This is a genomic window from Leisingera sp. ANG49, assembly GCF_059694505.1.
Genome location: NZ_JCATZN010000004.1, coordinates 376,612 through 394,265, shown reverse-complemented (window position 1 = coordinate 394,265; position 17,654 = coordinate 376,612). Strand labels below are relative to the sequence as shown.

Below are 17,654 nucleotides of genomic sequence, written 5' to 3'. Positions count from 1 at the left end.
AGCGGCTCGTCCAGCAGCAGAACCTGGGCCGCATCACCAGCGCCCGGGCCAGCGCCACCGCTGGCGCTGGCCGCCGGACAGTTCCGTGGCCTTGCGCGGATACCGATCCGCAGCTCCACCATCTCCAGCGCCTCGGCGACGCGGGCCTCTGTTCGGCCTTGCCCAGCTTCAGGCTTCCGCAGTCCAAAGGCGACGTTATCGCCGACATTCAGATGCGGGAAGATCGCGTAAAGACTGGAACACCATGTTGGCGGGCCGTTTGTTCGCCGGGATATGCGCCATGTCCTGGCCGCCGATGCGGATGCTGCCAGCAGTGCGTGGTCCTGGAAGCCCGCAATCATCCTCAGCGCCGTGGTCTTGCCGCAGCCGGAGGGGCCCAGCAGAGAAAAACTCGCCTTCCCGCAGCGTCAGGTTCAGGTCGCGCACCGCGGTGAAGGTGCCGAACCGTTTCTCCACGCCGGAGATTTCGATGATGTTCTGGCTGGTCATTCCGTATCCTTCATCGGCGGATTCGGCGGAACGGCGGCGGAAGTATTCGGCGGCCAGCAACAGCAGCACCGAGGCAAGCAGCAGCAGCGAGCCGAGCGCCAGCGTGTTCGGCAGCTTGGCGGGGAAGCGGATCTGGCTCCAGATATAGACCGGCGGCGTTGGGCTGGTTGCCGGACGGAAAAAGGCCAGCACAAACTCGTCAAACGAGACGGTGAAGGTGACCAAGGCTGGCGACAATCCCCGGCGCCACAATGGGCGGGTCACCCGGCGGAAGGTGCCGTCGCGCTTTCGCCAAGATCAGAAGGCGGCTTTTCCTCCAGCGACTGGTCGAAATCGTCAAAGGCGGATTTCATGATCAAAACCGCGAAACGCCACAAAAACACATGACCCAGGATCACCGTAGTAGCGACGGCCTCAGCCCAGCGAGATAAACAGCCCCGGCGTCGAGGACGCCACGATGATGCCGGGGATGACCAGCGGCAGCATCACCAGCCCCTCCGACAGTTCGCGCCCCTTGAACCGGTAGCGCACATAGGCGCCGGCGGCGCGAACAGCCCAGCGAGGTGGCGACCAGCGCGGTCACCGCGCCGACGATCAGCGGTTTCGCCATCGCCTGCAAGAGCGTGTCCTGTTCGCCCAGCTGAGCGTACCATTTCAGGGTGAACCCCTTCATCGGAAAGGCGACGATGGTGCCGTCGTTGAAGGAGAACAGCGGCAGCAGCAGCACCAGCAGGTGCAGGAAGATCAGGTAGCCGATGGCATAAGCCGGCCGCCAGGGGAAGCGGAAGGGTTTGCGCGGGGCTTGCTCAAAGCGGGGCTCAGCGGCTTGTTCAGGGGTTCGCTTACCGGAGTGCTCAACGGATCCTCCTCCCCAATGCGGTGGCCAGGATGACAAACAGGATGGCGACAAAGCCAACGGAGGCCATCACCGCCAGCGACGGGTTGCCCCCAGCGGCCGGTCTGGCCGGGCCGAACTGCACCTGAATGAGGTTCGCCGCCGTCTTGCCCTGTGAGCCGCCGACCAGCGACGGGGTCACATAATCGCCGACGGTGGGGATGAAGATGATCAGGCTGGCGGCGATGATGCCGGGCACGGTCAGGGGCAGGGTGACGCGGAAGAACCTTTCCAGCTTGGAGCAGCCGAGGTCGGTGGCCGCCTCCAGCAGCGCGCGGTCAATCTTCTGCAGCGACACATAGATCGGCAGGATCGCAAAGGGCGCCCAGGCGTGGGCCAGGGTCAGCACCACCGCAAACTCGTTATAGAGCAGGAAGGTCAGCGGCTCCTCGATCAATCCCAGCGAAATCAGCGCCGAGTTCATCACCCCGTTAAAGCCCAGGATCAGCTTCCAGCTGAACACCCGCAAGAGGTAGCTGGACCAGAACGGGATGGTGATCAGCAAGAGCCACAGGGTTTTCTTATGGGTGCGGAAGGCGATGAAATAGGCGATCGGATAGGCCAGCGCCACCGTCGCCATGGTCACCGCGCCGGCAATCGCGATCGAGCGCAGCATCAGATGCCGCACCAGAGGGTCGGTCGCCGCCTCCAGGTAATTGGCCCAGGTCAGCGTCTTGTCGATCTCGACATAGGTCTGGGTCCAGAAGCTGTAGGCCACCAGAATACCCAGCGGCGCAGCCACCAGAAGCCCCACATAAAGCGAAGCAGGGGCGCTTAATGCATAACCTTTGCCTGCTTCACTTTGAATGTACAATTGTCATTCCTCCCTGGCATTGACGCTAGTTCCGGTTGGAGAAAGCGCCCCAATTCCTCCCACGCGCCGTGTAGATATCTTCAGCAGGCACCGCAGAATCTTGCAGGCGCTAGAACTGGACACTCCGGTGACCCAACTGCCTTCCTGGCACCCGGAACGGCCTTGTCTTGCGAGCTGCCGTGATGCCGTTCCCTGCCCGGCCGTTAGGTCGTGGTCCCCTAACGATCCGGCAGCAATGGATTCATCTCAACTAAATAAATTTCGATCGTCACCAAGAAAATTACACCGTCGGATTTGGCCGCAGAATCAAATTTGAGGACCCCGCAATTTAATTTGTTTGAGTTCACCCGCCCCCTGCTCGACAGTTTTTCAACCGAAACCTCAGCGACAGCAGGGCGAGCGTAATGGAAACAAAAGCAAGAGTGGTCGTTATCGGCGGCGGGGTCGTCGGTTGCAGCATCCTCTATCACCTAGCCAAACGGGGCTGGAAGGATGTGGTGCTGCTGGAACGGCAGGAGCTGACAGCAGGCTCCTCCTGGCACGCGGCCGGCAACCTGTTCACCCTGACTGCCCCAGGCAATGCTGCGGTTCTGCAAAAGTACACCATCGACCTCTACCCGGAGCTGGAGCGTGAAAGCGGCCAGGAGTGCGGCCTGCATTACAACGGCGAGCTGCTGGTCGCGAAGGATGAGGAAGAGATCAAGACGCTCGCCATCGCCCATGCCTTCGGCAAGCGTTATGGCATTGACTCCGAGTTCATTTCTCCGGAACGCGCCAAGGAGCTTGCTCCGACCCTCAACACCGATGACCTGACCGCGATCCTGCACGAAAAAACAGCCGGTTACTGTGATCCAGCTAGCGTCACCCATGCCTTCGCCAAGGCCGCGCGCAACTATGGCGCCACCATCCACCGCCACACCCCGGTATTGGAAACCAACCAGCGCCGCGACGGCAAATGGGACGTGGTGACCGAAAACGGCACCATCACCGCCGATTACGTGGTCAATGCCGCCGGCCTCTGGGGCCGTGAAGTGGCGGCGCTGGCGGGCATCAAGCTGCCCCTGATGCCGGTTGAGCACCATTACCTGATCACCGAAGAGATCCTCGAGATGGCGGAAATCGGCAGTGATCATGCCCTGCTGTCCTATGCCGATGCGAACCTTTACATGCGCCCCGAGGGCAAGGGGCTTTTGATCGGCGCCTATGAAAGCAAATGCATCCACTGGTCCGAAGACGGCACCCCATTGGACTTCGGCCACGAGCTGCTGCCCGACGATCTGAGCCGGATGGAGGACGAGTTTCTGCAAGCGGTCGAGCTGATCCCCAGCCTCGCCAATGCCGGCATCAAAAGCGTGATCAACGGCCCCATGATCTTCTCCCCCGACCTCGGCCCGTTGATCGGCCCCTACCCTGGCAAGCCAGGCTACTTCTGCGCCAACGGCGTGATGACCGGCTTCAACCAGGGCGGCGGCATCGGCAAGGTGCTGGCGGAATGGATCATCGACGGCGAGCCCTCGCTGGACGTCAGCTTCTGGGACGTGGCCCGCTACGGCGACTATGCCGGCCCCCGCTATGCCAAGCAGATGACCAAATACTGGTACGAAAACCGCTCCAGCCGCATCTACCCCTACCAGACCTTCCCGGCAGCCCGCCCGATGAAGACCTCGCCGATCTACGACCGGCTGAAAGACGCAGGCGCGGTCTTTGGCGAGACCTGCGGCTGGGAGGACGCCTATTGGTATGCAACCAACGAGGCCGAGCGGCAGGAGAGCTATTCCTACGAGCGCCCCGCCTGGTTCGGAGCCGTGGCCCGGGAGGCGCACGCCGTGCGTGAAACCGCCGGCCTGTTCGAGCTGACCAGCTATGGCAAATACCGCTTCAGCGGCGCCGGTGCGGTGGCCTATCTGGACCGCATAATGGCCAACAAGATCCCGGCCGCGGGCAAAACCGCGCTCTGCCCGATGCTCAGCCATCAAGGCAAGGTGATCGGCGATTTCACCGTCACCCGCCTCAGCGAGGACAGCTGCCTGGTGCTGGGATCCGGGTCGATGGAGAAAATCCACGAGCGCTGGTTCCTGGAGACCCTGCCCGAAACCGGCGTCGCTTATGAAAACCTCACCAACCGCTATGCGGGCCTGCATGTGGCCGGCCCCAACGCCAAGGCCATCATGGCTGCCGTTGCCCCGGGCGTCAGCTTCAACAGTGCCGACTTCCCCTTCCTGTCGGGCCGCGAGATGGAGCTGGGCCCCTGCCCCGGCGCCTTTGTCATTCGGGTCTCCTACACTGGCGAATGCGGTTACGAGATCTACATGCCGATGGAATACCAGCGCACGCTGTTCGAGGAGATCCTGGCAGCGGGCGACCCCCATGGCCTGACCCTCGCAGGCGGCCACGCGCTGATGGCGCTGCGGCTGGAAAAGGGCTTTGCCGGCTGGAACATGGAACTCACCTCCGACTACTACGCCCATGAAACCGCGCTGGCGCGCTTTGTCCGCTACGGCAAGGGGGACTTCATCGGCCGCGAGGCCGCCCTGGCCGCCAAAGAGGCCGGGCCGCGGGAGTGCTTTGTGCAATTCGCTGTCGATGCGGGCGAGGCCGACGCCTATGGCGGCGAGCCAGTGTTCCTCAATGGCAAGCTGGCGGGCTACACCAGCTCCGGCGGCTACGGCTATTGCGCGGGCACCAGCCTGGCGCTCGGCTACCTCTACCCCAACGCCATCGACGCAAACGCCGAATATGAGATCGACATCGTGGGCAAACGGTGCAAGGCGCGACTGCTGACCGCCCCGCCGGTCGACCCCGAGGGCCTGCGGATGCGCAGCTGACACGCCGCCAAAACCAGAACGGGCTGGGGCACTATCCTCACCGCATCCAGCCCCGCGAACCGGAGCAGCGCCCATCGGGCCTGCTCCGGTTCTTTTCGTTTCCGGACTGCGCGCCTGCCGCCATTTGCACCGCAAAGCGGCGCAGCCGCAGCCTGCGGCTGAGGGCCAAGTCCGGAAGGAATGCGGAAAGGGGGTTCCAGGTACAGGCAGCCTGCAGCAGCCCATAATAAGCTGCCCGGCCATGGGGAAGCCGGGCAGTAAGACCTCATGCAGCTCCGCTGCCGCACAAGGCTGGGAGAGGTGTTCGCAGGTCAGGCCGCGCTGCCGTGGATCTCCTGCTTGCGGCGCGCCATGTAGTCCTTCAGCTGGTCCTCGATGGCCGCATCGATCGGCGGCTGCTCATACTGGGCCAGCATCTGCTTCCAGATCCCGTTGGCGCGCTGCGCGCTGTCCTTGCTGCCGCGGTCGCTCCAGTTCTCGTAATTGTCCCAGTCGGACACCAGCGGCGTGTAAAAGGCGCTCTCATAGCGGTCCAGCGTGTGCTGGGTGCCAAAGAAATGACCGCACGGGCCCACTTCGCGGATTGCATCCAGGCCGATTGCGGCATCGGACACCTCGAACGGCTGCTGCGCCGCCGCCATCATCTGCAGCATCTCGGCATCGATGATCAGCTTCTCGAAAGAGGCCACCAGCCCGCCGCCCAGCCAGCCCGCGCCCTGGTTCAGCAGATGCACATGGCCGCTCATCGCGCCCCACAAAGACATCTGGCTTTCATAGGCCGCCTGCGCATCGACCGCGTTGGAGGCGGTCACATTGCTGGAGCGGAATGGGATGCTGTAACGCCGCGCCAGCTGCCCGGTGGCCTGTGCCGCCAGCGTGTATTCCGGGGTGCCAAAGGCCGGTGAGCCGGTCTTCATGTCCACGTTGGACGTGAAGCCGCCATAGACAACCGGAGTGCCCGGGCGCACGCATTGCGCCAGCACGATGCCAGACAGCGCCTCGGCGTTCTGCTGGGTCAGCGCGCCCGCAATGGTCACTGGCGACATCGCCCCCGCCAGCGTGAAGGGTGTGATGATCACCGGCTGGCCGTGCTTGGCCATCTCGATCAGCCCCTCCCCCATCGGCCCGTCGATCTGCAACGGCGAGTTGGTGTTGATCACGGTTGTGAACACCGGCTTGCCGATCAGATCCTCGCGCGAGCACCCCAAGGAGATCGCCGCCATTTCTAGCCCGTCGCGGGCGCGGTCGGCGCCCAGCCCCCAGGGCTGCCAGTTCTTGTCGGTCAGGGTGATCTGCGCGAAATGCAGGTCAAGATGGCGGCTTTCCTGTGGCAGGTCCAGCGCCTCGAACGGGCCGCCGCCTTCTTGATGCAGGATATTCAGGCTCTGCACCAGCTTAATGAAATCGCACATCTCCGCATAGGTGCCCTGCCGCCGCCCCTTGTCGAGATCTGAGACAAAGGCCGGGCCGCCGACCGAGGCAAAGATCGCGCAGTCATCGCCAAGCTGCACATTACGCTCCGGGTTGCGCGCGTGCAGCGTGAACGACGACGGCGGCAGCTTCAGCTTCTCTTCCACCAGCCCGCGGTCGAGCCAGACCATCTCCTCGCCATGATCGACTTTGGCGCCGGCTTCCTGCAGAAAGCGCCGGGCCTCAGGGTCCAGCACCTTGACGCCGATTTCCTCCAGAACCGTCAGCGAGGCCTCGTGGATTGCCTCCACTTGATCAGCGCTCAGGACACTGGTGGGAGCAGTGCGGTAGCGGACCTGGGTCCAGGGTGACTGGGTTACAGCGCCGCTGCTGCGGTCCGGCCGGGCGCCGCCTCGGGCGCGTCTGCGTGCGGAGGTTCGGGTCATGGCTTCCTTCCTGCGGAGAGCTAACTACTGTTCAACTGTACAATAGATAAGCACGGAAATTCGCCCCGCGCAATCTTTATTGCTCAAACGTACAATAAAGTATCCGGCCGCCTGCCCGGATCAGCCAAGTGCCGCCCAGGCATTCCCGGACTCACCGCTCACCGCGATCATCCAATTCCGGAAACGCGGCCCATACGGCAGGCCAGCGCCGCGGGGGGTGGTCACCAGCGCTAGGCACCAGCCGGTGGAAACGACCGTCGGCAATGGCGCCACCAGGCGGCCCGCCGCCAGGTCATGGTCCAGATACGGCCTGCGGCCCATGGTGATTCCCAGTCCCTCCTTGGCCGCCTTCAAGCAACTGGAACACATATCCAGCTCCAGGTAGCGGGCCTTCCTGTGATCCGCGATTCCCTGCACCTCGAACCAGGACTTCCATTCCTCGTCCTCAGACAGGCTGGCGATCAGGGTGTGCTGCAGCAGGTCCCGCGGGCTTTCGACCGGTCCATGCGCCGCCAGATACTCCGGCGCCGCCACTGGCACGATATCATCGGAAAACAGCACCGCGGCATTCTCCGGCACTTCCTCCTTCGGCAGATAGACCAGGGCAAAATCCGCCTCCCGGTTCAAACCATCTCCTGCCAGCTCGGAGGTGCTCAGCCGGACCGCGATATCGGAGTGCTTCTGATGAAAATCCCCCAGCTGCGGAATCAGCCAAACATCGGCCAGCGATGGGAACAGGTTCAGCGTCAGCTGCGACCGCCCGGTTGAACGCGCCAGCACATCTGTCGCCATCTCGATCCCGTCCAGCGCAACACTTAGGCGTTCGAAATAGGCCTGGCCTTCTTCACGCAGGATCAGCCGGTTGTTGCGCCGGATGAACAGTGGCATCGCCACGAAATCCTCCAGCGCCTTGACCTGATGGCTGACGGCTGAGGCCGAGATGCCCAGTTCCTCGGCAGCCAGCTGAAAGTTGCAATGGCGCGCCGCCGCCTCAAAAGCCTTAACTGCAGCGAAAGGGGGAAGCCGTCTCTTCATGGTTCTATCCACCGATATTCCGGGTCCGTCCAATTTGACGGCAAGCGACTGATTTCTCAATTGAAGATTTATTTTGTGCCACCACTGAATTTTTTTACCCTGTCAGCGGCAGCCCCCGCCGCACCATCATCGTCCGGTAATATTCCCAACACAACGAAGCCTGTAACGGGCGCCGGAGACGATGCAGTATTCGATCACATCTTTGGTGAAACAGGCCCTCCGCGGCCACCAGGGCTGGCCCGAGGCCTTCCGCCATCCGGAACCAAAAAAGCAGTATGACGTGGTGATCATCGGCGGCGGCGGCCATGGCCTGGCGACCGCCTATTACCTAGCCAAGAACCATGGCATCACCAATGTGGCGGTGCTGGAGAAAGGCTGGATCGGCAGCGGCAACGTCGGACGTAACACCACCATCGTGCGCTCCAATTACCTCTTGAACAGCGAAATTCCCCTGCTGGAATGGTCGCTGAAGCTGTGGGAAGGCCTCAGCGAGGAGCTGAACTACAACGTGATGTTCTCCCAGCGCGGCGTTCTGGACATCTTCCACACCGACGGCCAGCGCGATGAGGCGGTGCGCCGCGGCAATGCGATGATCATGAACGGCGTCGACGCGGTGATGCTGGACCGCAAGCAGGCGCTGGAAATGATGCCCCTGGTTGACGAAAACAATGGCCGTTTCCCGGTTCTGGGCGGCCTCCTCCAGCCGCGCGCGGGCAACGCCCGCCACGATGCCGTGGTCTGGGGCTATGCCCGTGCTGCCGACCGGCTGGGTGTCGATATCATCCAGAACTGCGAGGTCACCGGGTTTGAGCGTGACGCAAATGGCCGCATGACCGGCCTGGAGACCACCCGCGGCCGCATCGGCGCGGGCAAGGTGGCGGTCGCGGTGGCGGGCCATACAAGCCAGGTGATGCAGATGGCCGGGATCAAGCTGCCAGTCGAAAGCCACAAGCTGCAGGCCTTCGTCTCCGAGGCGGTGAAACCCTGCGTCGACACTGTCGCGACCTTTGGCGTCGGTCACCTCTACATTAGCCAGTCCGACAAGGGCGGCCTGGTCTTCGGCGGTATGCTTGACGGCTACAACAGCTTTGCGCAGCGCGGCAACCTGCCGATTGTCGAGGACGTGGCCGAAGCGATGATGATGTTTCTGCCCTCGCTGGGCCGGGTGCGCCTGCTGCGCCACTGGGCCGGCGTTGTCGACATGACCATGGATGGCTCGCCCTACATCTGCAAGACGCCGGTCGAGGGTCTCTACCTCAACGGCGGCTGGAACTACACCGGCTTCAAGGCGATCCCCGGCGCCGCCTGGTGCTTTGCCCATACCGTCGCGAACGACGCGCCGCATAAATTCAACGCGCCATTCCACCTTGACCGTTTTGCCGAAGGCCGCCCAGTGGATGCCACCGGCGGCGGCCCCTTCCCCAACCACCACTGAGGAGGGCTGACACCCCATGCGCATCCCCTGCCCGCTTTGCGGCGACCGCCCGCTGGAAGAATTCACCTACCGCGGCGACGCCACCCTCACCCGCCCCGCCGCAGACGCCCCAATGGCGGCCTGGGTCGACTACGTCTACCTGCGCGACAACCCCAAGGGGCCCCACCGCGAACACTGGCGCCACGCCCAGGGCTGCGGCAGCTGGCTGGTTGTGGACCGCAACACCGTCACCCACGAGATCACTCAGGCCATTCAGGTCCGCCCCGGTGGGGAGGTGCAGCGATGACCGGCCAGACTCACCGGCTGAACGGCGCTGGAAGCCGCCTGAACCGCAGCAAGCCCATCAGCTTCACCTTCGACGGCAAGCGCTACAGCGGCTTTGAGGGCGACACGCTCGCCTCTGCCCTCTTGGCCAATGGCGTCCGCCTGGTCGCGCGCAGCTTCAAGTACCACCGCCCGCGCGGCATCTTCACCTGCGACCCGCATGAACCCAGCGCCCTGGTGCAGCTGCGCAGCGGCGACCGCCAGGAACCCAACATCCCCGCCACCATGGTGGAGCTCTATGACGGGCTGGAGGCCGCCAGCCAGAACCGCTGGCCCTCGCTGCGCTACGATCTCTTGTCGGTGAACCAGCTGTTTTCGCCGTTCTTTGCCGCAGGGTTCTACTACAAGACTTTCAAATGGCCCGCAAAATTCTGGACCAATCTCTATGAGCCGGTGATCCGCCGCGCCGCAGGCATGGGCCGCCTGTCCGGCAGCATCGACCCCGACACCTATGAGAAGATCCACCACCACTGCGATATCCTGGTGATCGGTGGCGGGGCCGCCGGCCTCAGCGCCGCCCGCGCCGCGGCCCAAAGCGGCGCCCGGGTGACCCTGGTGGAGGAGCACGCCCGCCTTGGCGGCTTTGACAGCTCCGGCCTGGAACAGAACATCGCCGAACTGGAGGCGCTGGACAACATCCGCATCCTGCCCCGCACCATGGTGTTCGGCTGGTATGACAACAACACCTTCGGCGCGGTTGAACAGGTCTCCGACCACCTGCCCGTCCCTGCCGCCCACCAGCCGCGCCAGCGGATGTGGAAAATCGTGGCCTCCCAGGTGATCCTGGCCACCGGCGCCCATGAACGCTCGCTGGTCTTCGGCAACAATGACCGCCCCGGCGTGATGCTCGCCTCCGCCGCCGATCGCTACTTGCGCCACTACGGCGTGCGCCCCGGCAGCCGCGCGGTGATCTTCACCACCAACAACAGCACCGCAGGCCTGGCCAAGGCGCTGGGGGCGGCCGGCGTGACCGTCGCCGCGGTGGCCGACGCCCGAAACGGCGATGAAATCGAAACCGTGCACGGCCGCACCTCGGTCACCGGCGTCACCCTGCGCCAAAAGAACGGCAGCCGCCGCAACGTGGATTGCGATACGGTCTGCGTCTCAGGCGGCTGGAACCCGGCGGTGCAGCTGCTGGCACAGCGCGGCCAAAAACCGCGCTGGAGCGACAATCTGCAAGCCTTCCTGCCGCAGGAGATGGCGGGCGCGGACTTCCTTTGCACCGGCAGCCTCGCCGGACTTGAGGCCCGCGAGGATTGCCAGACCCACGGCCGCTTGGCGGGCGAGGCCGCCGGCAAACGCTTTGCCGCCCCGGACAGCTCCAGCCTGGCGGACTACTACAGCTATCTGGAGGCCAGCGAACAGCGCACCGCCAACTTCGCCCACTTCGAGTCCAGAACAGGAAAGTCAAAGAAATTCATAGACTTGCAGAATGACGTGACTGCGGGCGACGTCTCTCTGGCCACCCGCGAGGGCTACCGCTCGGTCGAGCATGTCAAACGCTACACCACCCTTGGCATGGCCACCGACCAGGGCAAGACCTCCAACATCCACGGCATCGCCGCCATGTCCAAGGCGCTGGACAAGCCGATGGGCCAGGTCGGCACCACCGGCTTCCGCCCGCCTTACCGCCCGGTCGGCCTCGGCGCGCTGGCAGGCCGTTCCCGCGGCAAGCACTGGCGCCCGATCCTGCGCACCCCGCTGCATGGCTGGGTCGAGGACAAGGGCGGGGTGTTCATCGAATCCGGCCTCTGGCACCGCAGCCAGTATTTCCCCAAACCGGGCGAAACCATGCAGCAGGCGGTCAACCGTGAAGTTCAAGCCGTGCGCACCGCCGTCGGCTTCTGCGATGTCTCCACCCTGGGCAAGATCGACCTGCAAGGCCCCGATGCCGCGGCATTTCTCGACCGGGTCTACAGCAACGGCTTTGCCAAGCTGCCGGTGGGCAAGTCCCGCTACGGGCTGATGCTGCGCGAGGACGGTATCGTGATGGACGACGGCACCGTTTCGCGGCTGGCTGAGGATCACTACTTCATCACCACCACTTCGGCAGAATCCGATAGTGTTATCAGCCATCTGGAATACTGCCATCAGGTACTCTGGCCGGAGCTGGACGTTGTTTTTGCCGATGCGGGCGAGGATTGGGCGGGCATCGGCTTGGCAGGCCCCCGCGCCCGCGACGTGCTGGCCCGGATCGCCCCGGAGATGGATGTGAGCAACGCCGCTCTGCCCTTCCTGGCCGCGCGCGAATGCACCGTGTTGGACGGCGTGCCCACCCGGCTGTTCCGGATCTCTTTCTCGGGCGAGCTGGCCTATGAAATATATGTGCCCTCCCCCTATGGCCGCCCCCTAGCCGAGGCGCTGGAGCGCAAAGGCGCCGAGTTCGACATCACGCCTTATGGGGTCGAGGCGCTGGACGTGCTGCGCATCGAAAAGGGGCATGTCAGCTCGGAGCTGAACAAGTTCACCACCGCAGCGGACTTGGGCCTTGGCATGATGATGTCCAAGAAAGACGACTTCATCGGCCGCGCCCTCTGCGGCCGCCCGGGACTGACCGACCCCGACCGCGAGGTTGTGGTGGGGCTGAAACCTCTGGACCCTTCGCGCAGCTTCCGCCAGGGCGCCCATATCACGGCCAGGGGCGCCCCCCTCGCACCAGAGAATGACGACGGCTACATCACCTCCGCCGCCTGGAGCCCGACGCTGGAAAGCCATATCGCCATCGCTCTGGTGCGGCGCGGCCGCGAGCGGCTCGGCGAAGTGGTCGAGATCATCGACCCCCTTCACGGCGAGGATCCGGTTCCCGCCACCATCGTGTCCCACCATTTCTATGACCCGGAGAATGCCCGTGTGCGCAGCTGAAGCCCGCTCTCTTTTCTGCCTAGAAGGCCTGGAGCTGACCGGTATACCCGCCGCAGGCCCTGCCGGGGTGGAGGTCCGGATCGTGACCGGCTCCACTATGCTGCGGATCATGCCCTTCCGGGACCAGGCAGCAGCCGCAGGCGCCGCGCTGGCAGCTTTCGGTTTCACCGCCCTGCCCGCTCCGGGTCGATTTGCTGAAGCCCGCGAAAACCGGCTGGCCTGGGCGGCTGGCAACTGCTGGCATTTGATCAGCCCCCGCACCGCCCCGGCCCTGGAGCAGGAGCTGAAACAATCGCTAGCAGGGCTGGCCGCCGTCAGCAGCGCCGGCAGCGGGCTTCTGCGCCTGCAGATCAGCGGCACTGCCGCCTGCGCATTGATGGTCAAGGGCTGCGTACTGGATCTGAACCGCTTTGCGCCAGGCCACTGTGCCGTCAGCCTGATGGCGCACACGAGGCTTCAACTGCATCGCTGCGCGGACACAGAGTTTGACCTTCTGATCCCCGCCAGCCACGCCGCCAGTTTCTGGGAGTGGCTCACCATGTCCGCCGCCGAATTCGGACTGGCGGTGCAGACGACCGCGGCTGCCGTATTGGAAGACGGGGCCCCGCTGCCGGCAGCCCTCTCCGCCTGACGCGGCAGCAGCTATCCAGCAGTCCTACTGAAAGAAAAGGCCGCCAGGAGTGAACACGGCGGCCTTTTATGGTATCCGCGGCTTCCTTTGGCTATGCCTCGAACTCCTCCCACGGGTAATGGGAAAGCAGCTCCCAGCCGGTCTCGGTCACATGGATCATCTGCTCCAGCTTCACCCCTTCCATCGCGCCTTCCTCACCGATGTAGGATTCAACCGCCAGCACCATGCCCGGCTCCACCACCCCGTCATAGCCGTATTCCTCCAAGTCTTCGCGGTAGGGTATAGACGGGTACTCATCACACAGCCCGACCCCATGCGCCAGGCAACCATAGCGGTTCTTCTTGAACCGGTCCGGGATGGGCCAGGATTTCTCGGCAATCTCCCGGTAGGACATGCCGGGCCTGATCACCTCCATGTTGAACTCCACCTGCTCGCGCGCCAGCTGATACAGTTCCGCCTGCTCCCGCGACCAGACATCGCCGCATACCCAGGCACGGGAAATATCCGCGCAATAGCCGTAGGGCCCGACCAGGTCGGTGTCGAAGGACACCATGTCGCCAGCCTCGATCACCCGCATTGAGCTTTCGTGGAACCAGGGATTGGTGCGCGGACCAGAGGCCAGCAAGCGGGTTTCAATCCACTCGCCGCCTTCGGCAATATTGACCTCATGCAGCTTGGCCCACAGGGCATTTTCGGTTATGCCCGGCCGCAGCGCATCGCGCATCGCATGCATCCCCTTGTCGGCGACCGCAATCGCCGCCTTCATCAGTTCCAGTTCCCCCGGCGACTTGATCGAACGCGCCACCTCGGCCACGCTCTGGCCGTCTACGATCTTGAACCCCAGGCCCTGAATGGCGCTGCCGCCCAGATGCGACAGCCGGTCGATCGCCAGCCGCTTCTCACCTGGACAGTAGCGGGCCATCAGCCCGCCGATCTGGGTGCCAAAGGCCTCGGCCCATTCTTCCATCCGGTTGCCGGCGGCAAAGAAGTAATGCGCTTTCATCACCCCGTATTTGTCCACCGTCGGCAGACCTTCCGCCAGGAAGGGCATATCGGCGTAATCCAGCAAGGTCACCGGCCCGTCGGCGGGCACAAACACACAGCGGGTCTCGAAATGCATGCACCATATCTGCATGTTGGTGCAGTCGGTGGCGTATCGGGTATTGATCGGGTCCAGCAGCAGGAGCGCCGGCACGTCCTGCCGCTGCATTTCCGATTGCAGCCGCCCCAGCCGGTAACGGCGCACATCGTCCAGGTCGGCAGGCGCGTCGGAATGGTCCAGCGCACCGTGCTGCACAGGCCCTTCTTGCCGGTCCATCCGTACCGGCCATCTGCGATCGTGGTTGCTGATCACTTTATTCTTGGGCATCCCAGCCTCCTCACAGTTTGTTCCAGCCTGATTGCAATGGCGCCAGCCGGCCCGTTGGCCCGGCCGGCTGGCAGGTTTCACGGCCCGGCAGAGCCGTCACCGGAGTGGATCAGCCCCGTTTGCGCAAAAGCCGCAACTTGGACAGGAAATCCTCTTTGTTGTGATAAGCCCCGCACAGACGGCGGTGGCCCTCGTAGGCTTCCCGCGCGTGCAGCACCCGCCAGTTGTCGAACAACATCACCGTGCCGGGACGCAGGCCGAAGCGCAGTTGGTAAGCGCGGTCGTTGATGAGGCTGTTGAACAGCGTCAGGCTCCGGTAGAAGGCCGCCTGACGGCTGTCTTCCAGGCGGAACGGCGCACGGTCATAGTTGTTGTAGGTGATCTTGCGCAGGCCGCCGTCGCGGTCCAGTCCGATGACCGGGTTCTCCGCCTTCAGATGCACCCCGTCGCCCTTGTACTGAGCGGGTACCGGCACGCTGGCCAGCACCTCAAAGGCCTCGGGGTCCTGTTCCCGGATGTCCTTTGCCACCTTGAAGGCATCGACAAAGATGCTCTCGCCGCCGGTGCCGTCGAACTCTAGGCAGTGGAACGCCTGGTAACCGGGAGAGTCGATGGCATAGGTGCCATCGGTGTGCGGGCCGATTTCCACTGTCGAATAAGCGGTATCAGCAAAGGCCTTGTTGGCGGTGAAATCCCAGAACCCGCCAAAAATGGTCTGGCGGATATAGCCAACCCGCTTCAGCAGTTCCTCGGTGGCCTCCGGCGTGGCCGGGACGCCGGTCACCAGCGCAAACCCGTGGCGGTCGACGAGATCCAGCCACTCCGCCAAGCCGCTGCTGTCCTCCGCCATCACCGCAGCGTGGGGCACCTCCGGCAGCCCGCCCTGCAGATCTGCCGCCATCCACAGGCTCTTCGGGCGGTCCTCCTGCCACAGGCCCGGCTCTGCCATCGCCTCCAGGAAGGATACTGGGTACTCGCTTTCGTCAGCCTCCTGCGGCCAGGCAACGTAAACCGTCCCGGCCTCCAGCCGCGCGGAAACAGGCGCCAAATCAGCGGGAATTGCAAAGGTGTCAACTGACCGCTGCTGCGATTCCGGATTCATGCTGCGGGCACTATGGCAGTGGTCGCGCAGCCAAACCGCCGGATAGCGGGTGACCCGGCCGGTGCCGGTCCAGAAAATTTCCAGTTGCGTGCCAGACACCTGAAGAGATTCGATTTTGACAGACATCCCGTGCTCCTGTTTGCAATTCCAACTGTGCCGTTCCAAACTATTGTACACATGTACAACTAACGTCAAGACTTACTGTCCAATTGTACAATTGAGTATTTTTTCGGCAGCGGGCAAATGGTTTGCACTTCCCGCCGATTGCTGTACAAGTATTCAATTACCAGGAAGCAGGCAGGGATGTATCAATCTTGGCCAACCAGAAGAGACAGCGCCTCAACCCCGAGGACCGGCGTCGGCTGATGCTGCAAGGAGCCAGGGATTCGCTTGCAAAATACGGCGCCCAAGGCACTGGTGTCCGGGAAATCTGCAAGGACCTGGGGGTTTCCCCGGGCCTGCTTACCCATTACTTCGACGGCAAGGACAGCCTGTTTCTCGAGGCTTACCAGGACATGGCAAGGCAATACCTTGCCGAAGTCCACGCAATCACCGGCAACACAGAACTGAGCGCCGAAGAGCGGCTGAAACAACTGTTTCAGCTGTACTTTTCAAACGAATGGTCAAACGACGGCGTTATTGGAACCTACACAGGTTTCTGGAGTCTTTCACAGACAAACCCGGCTTTAAAATCTGCCTTCGAGGAAACGTTTCAGGAGCAGCGGGCAGCCTTCGAACTCCTCATTCAAGGCCTTATCGAAGAACGCAGTATTTTTGTAGATTCGCATACTTTCTCTACTTTCCTATTGGTATTCCTCGAAGGTGTCTGGTTTGAAAGCTGCTTGAACCCAAAGGCTGTCGACAAGGCAAGAATTCAGGTGTTCTGCTGGGATTGGCTGGAATGTTACTTGGCCGCTAAAAGCACAGCCCCTGCCTGACATGTTCCATCGTCTGGACCTGTGCTGGTGTCACGGTTGAGCAGCCTGCTTAATACTAATTGATGAAGGTTCGACGATCCCAATCGCTGCGACGTAGAGAATTACCAGACTTTACCTGCTTGCAATTAGTCTGGTCTTCCAATTGGCCGCTTGGTCCGCGTCTCGTTTGTCTGACATGGCTGCAGCGAAAGGCGGTTTACGCTCCGCCGATTCCCCTCGGCCGACAGCATCTTTGCCTCATCAGCCAACCGCTGGGCGGTAGGTGCCCTTCCCCGATATTTGCCTTCCTTCTTGGCCTTAGCAATGCCTTCCCTTTGACGTTCCAGCATCGTCTCCCTTTCGAAATGAGCAACTGCCCCAAGGACGTTAAGCATCAGCTTGCCGGCGGCAGTGGATGTGTCCAGGCCAAGGTCCAGGATGAGCTTCAATCCAAGTTGTCTACGGCCTCATGCTTCTTCAGGGTCTGGTAGTTGTCGTCTGCGGTGCTATGCAGACCGACCGTTGGATGCGCCCTTGTTGGTATTCTTGGCTTTCCAAGACGAGGCACCGGATAGGGTTAAGCAAGAGCATTTGCCTCGCAGCTTCTTAACTCCTGAGGAAGGGCGCCGGGTTTCAATCCTCTCAGGCTGTTCTTGCGAATCAGGATATGTGGGACCTGAGCATCCAAAAACACTTCCTCGGTCAGCAAGCCAGCTATCTCTGAAAGGCGAGCACCAGTATCTGACACAATAGCGAGAAGCCATCGGCGCTGATCGTCTACCTCGCGACATCGCTGCTGGATTGCCCAAATCTGTTCGAGAGAGAATGGATCACGACCCTCATCGTCCAAATCCTCCCGGGCCTTTGGCACCTTCAGGTTTGAAAGAGGATTGCGGCGGCGATAATATGCAGTGCCACCTCGCCACAGAACATTTTCGATCTTCATGCGGATCGTTCCGACTTTTTTCCAGTTTCCAGCCATGTGTCACATAATGTGTTACATCCGGCAGGGCAATGTGGCCTCAATCTCTTGAAATTATTTAATTTTTCACGATTGACTGGCGACCCCGGCAGGATTCGAACCTGCAACCTGCCCCTTA

General features: G+C 62.6%; 13 protein-coding genes and 2 pseudogenes. 6 read left to right on the top strand and 9 right to left on the bottom strand.

From position 1 onward, the window contains the following. Nucleotides 1-113 precede the first annotated feature (113 nt). From AC58NV_RS15765 to AC58NV_RS15755, 3 genes and pseudogenes are all read right to left on the bottom strand, one after another. Nucleotides 114-341, bottom strand: a pseudogene (locus AC58NV_RS15765) (Fe3+/spermidine/putrescine ABC transporter ATP-binding protein); the annotation flags it as partial. 542 nt (nt 342-883) lie between these two features. Continuing rightward, on the bottom strand, nt 884-1,384 hold the full coding sequence (locus AC58NV_RS15760; RefSeq protein WP_497227962.1) for a hypothetical protein: 501 nt from the start codon (nt 1,382-1,384) through the stop codon (nt 884-886). Then, nucleotides 1,344-2,198 (bottom strand): ABC transporter permease, encoded by an 855-nt coding sequence (locus AC58NV_RS15755; RefSeq protein ID WP_497227961.1) that lies wholly within the window; start codon nt 2,196-2,198, stop codon nt 1,344-1,346. Before AC58NV_RS15755 ends, AC58NV_RS15760 begins: the two co-directional genes overlap by 41 nt. Nucleotides 2,199-2,602: 404 nt before the next feature. On the opposite strand from AC58NV_RS15755, the gene AC58NV_RS15750 reads away from it, so the two are divergent. Then, nucleotides 2,603-5,023 (top strand): FAD-dependent oxidoreductase, encoded by a 2,421-nt coding sequence (locus AC58NV_RS15750; protein ID WP_497227960.1) that lies wholly within the window; start codon nt 2,603-2,605, stop codon nt 5,021-5,023. A gap of 311 nt (nt 5,024-5,334) precedes the next feature. Here the strand turns inward: AC58NV_RS15750 and AC58NV_RS15745 are convergent, their stop codons facing one another. Together AC58NV_RS15745 and AC58NV_RS15740 are read right to left on the bottom strand one after the other, a co-directional pair. After that, complete coding sequence (locus tag AC58NV_RS15745) at nt 5,335-6,879, bottom strand: trimethylamine methyltransferase family protein (protein ID WP_497227959.1); 1,545 nt, start codon at nt 6,877-6,879, stop codon at nt 5,335-5,337. A gap of 120 nt (nt 6,880-6,999) precedes the next feature. Further along, nucleotides 7,000-7,914: a LysR substrate-binding domain-containing protein gene (locus AC58NV_RS15740; RefSeq protein ID WP_497227958.1), complete on the bottom strand. Its 915-nt coding sequence runs from the start codon at nt 7,912-7,914 to the stop codon at nt 7,000-7,002. Nucleotides 7,915-8,095: 181 nt separating this feature from the next. Here AC58NV_RS15740 and AC58NV_RS15735 point away from each other — a divergent pair, with 181 nt between their 5' ends. Genes AC58NV_RS15735 through AC58NV_RS15720 form a run of 4 tightly spaced genes read left to right on the top strand, consistent with a single transcriptional unit; the run spans nt 8,096 to nt 13,166 of the window. Further along, nucleotides 8,096-9,349 carry a sarcosine oxidase subunit beta family protein gene (locus AC58NV_RS15735; RefSeq protein ID WP_497227957.1) on the top strand — a complete coding sequence of 418 codons (1,254 nt, stop codon included), beginning with the start codon at nt 8,096-8,098 and terminating at the stop codon, nt 9,347-9,349. Nucleotides 9,350-9,365: 16 nt separating this feature from the next. Continuing rightward, nucleotides 9,366-9,635, top strand: a complete 270-nt coding sequence (locus tag AC58NV_RS15730; RefSeq protein ID WP_497227956.1) for a sarcosine oxidase subunit delta — start codon at nt 9,366-9,368, stop codon at nt 9,633-9,635. Continuing rightward, nucleotides 9,632-12,535, top strand: a complete 2,904-nt coding sequence (locus AC58NV_RS15725; RefSeq protein WP_497227955.1) for a sarcosine oxidase subunit alpha family protein — start codon at nt 9,632-9,634, stop codon at nt 12,533-12,535. The genes AC58NV_RS15730 and AC58NV_RS15725 overlap by 4 nt, the downstream gene beginning before the upstream one ends. After that, a complete protein-coding gene (locus AC58NV_RS15720; protein ID WP_497227954.1) occupies nt 12,522-13,166 on the top strand; it encodes a sarcosine oxidase subunit gamma in 645 nt (214 codons plus the stop codon). Before AC58NV_RS15725 ends, AC58NV_RS15720 begins: the two co-directional genes overlap by 14 nt. Nucleotides 13,167-13,257: 91 nt before the next feature. Here the strand turns inward: AC58NV_RS15720 and AC58NV_RS15715 are convergent, their stop codons facing one another. After that, the gene (locus AC58NV_RS15715; RefSeq protein ID WP_497227953.1) at nt 13,258-14,535 is read right to left on the bottom strand and encodes a M24 family metallopeptidase; all 1,278 of its coding nucleotides are present in this window, start codon (nt 14,533-14,535) and stop codon (nt 13,258-13,260) included. 109 nt (nt 14,536-14,644) lie between these two features. Then, nucleotides 14,645-15,763 (bottom strand): trimethyllysine dioxygenase, encoded by a 1,119-nt coding sequence (locus AC58NV_RS15710; RefSeq protein WP_497227952.1) that lies wholly within the window; start codon nt 15,761-15,763, stop codon nt 14,645-14,647. Between the two features lie 188 nt (nt 15,764-15,951). Between AC58NV_RS15710 and AC58NV_RS15705 the strand changes: the two genes are divergently transcribed. Continuing rightward, the gene (locus AC58NV_RS15705; protein ID WP_497227951.1) at nt 15,952-16,575 is read left to right on the top strand and encodes a TetR/AcrR family transcriptional regulator; all 624 of its coding nucleotides are present in this window, start codon (nt 15,952-15,954) and stop codon (nt 16,573-16,575) included. 125 nt (nt 16,576-16,700) lie between these two features. Here AC58NV_RS15705 and AC58NV_RS15700 read toward each other — a convergent pair. After that, nucleotides 16,701-16,994 (bottom strand): annotated as a pseudogene (locus AC58NV_RS15700) (recombinase family protein); the annotation flags it as partial. Between the two features lie 137 nt (nt 16,995-17,131). Then, complete coding sequence (locus AC58NV_RS15695) at nt 17,132-17,500, bottom strand: hypothetical protein (RefSeq protein WP_497227950.1); 369 nt, start codon at nt 17,498-17,500, stop codon at nt 17,132-17,134. Nucleotides 17,501-17,654: the final 154 nt, after the last annotated feature.